Origin of the sequence: Burkholderia sp. BCC1999, from assembly GCF_905339975.1 — a bacterium.
GTDB lineage: Bacteria > Pseudomonadota > Gammaproteobacteria > Burkholderiales > Burkholderiaceae > Burkholderia.
Genome location: NZ_CAJPHP010000059.1, coordinates 1 through 1,249 on the forward strand (window position 1 = coordinate 1; position 1,249 = coordinate 1,249).

The 1,249-nt window shown below is 60.4% G+C and carries 1 protein-coding gene; it reads left to right on the forward strand.

Features of this window, described 5'->3' with window-relative positions; genetic code table 11:
- Positions 1 to 79: 79 nt before the first annotated feature.
- The coding region (locus tag U5809_RS34535) for an ISL3 family transposase (protein ID WP_322089845.1) at positions 80 to 1,249 on the forward strand (1,170 nt) is incomplete at its 3' end.

Genomic DNA, 1,249 nt, shown 5'->3' on the forward strand with positions numbered 1-1,249 from the left:
GGTTCATCGCGGGAAACCGTGGAAGCTTTCGGTGCAGTTGGTAACCTGACGCCAATGGGAATGGGTGTTGGAGGCCAAATTGCTGGATCGCAAAGCACTACAGGCGCTGGGCTGCTGGACGGGCTACCGGATTGAGCGAGTGGAATGGCCGTCGGAGGCAAGCCGAACCCTGTCACTGCATCTGAAGCCGGTTAGCAAAGTGATGGTCTGCGAGCAATGCGGCAAGCGTTGCCAGCAGATTCATGAGACGACGGTTCGGCGAGTGCGGGATCTGCCCTTGTTCGAATACCGGGTGGTACTCCATGTGCCACGCAGACGGGTCTGGTGCGACCACTGCGGCGGCCCCCGGTTGGAAAGGCTGGATTGGTTGGGGCGCTACCAACGGGTCACTGCCCGGTTTGCCAAGGCCTGCGAGATCTTGCTGAAGTCCACCAGCGTACAGGCTGTTGCCGCGTTCTATGGCCTGAACTGGCACACCGTCAAGTCGATCGACAAAGCCAGTTTGCAAGCCAGCATTGCTGATCCGGACTGGACACAGGTGCGCTATCTGGCCATGGACGAGTTTGCGCTCCACAAGGGCCACCGCTATGCCACCGTAGTTGTGGAGCCGATTAGCCGACAGGTGCTCTGGATCGGTCAGGGCCGTTCACGCGAAACCGCGCGAGCCTTCTTCGAGCAACTCCCCGCGGGCGTTGCCGAGCGCATCGAGGCGGTCGCCATCGACATGACGACGGCCTATGAGCTGGAAATCAAGGCGAACTGCCCGCAGGCGGAAGTCGTCTATGACTTGTTCCACGTGGTGGCCAAGTACGGGCGTGAAGTCATTGACCGGGTGCGAGTCGATCAAGCCAATCAGCTTCGGCACAACCGTCCTGCGCGTAAGGTGCTGAAGTCGAGCCGCTGGCTGCTGCTGCGCAATCGCCATAACTTGCGGGCAGATCAGGCGGTACATCTGAATGAACTGCTGGAGGCCAACCAGCCACTACTCTGCGTCTACCTGTTACGCGATGAACTCAAGAGGCTCTGGTTCTACCAGAGACCCGCCTGGGCTCAGAGGGCTTGGGAACAATGGATCAGGCAAGCCCGGCAAAGCGGCATAGCGCCGCTCAAACTGTTCGCCGAGCGCCTGCGGAACTACTGGCACGGCATTCGGGCTCGCTGTCGGCACCCGCTCAATACCAGTGTCGTCGAGGGCATCAACAACACCATCAAGGTCATCAAGCGCCGGGCTTACGGGTACCGCGACGAG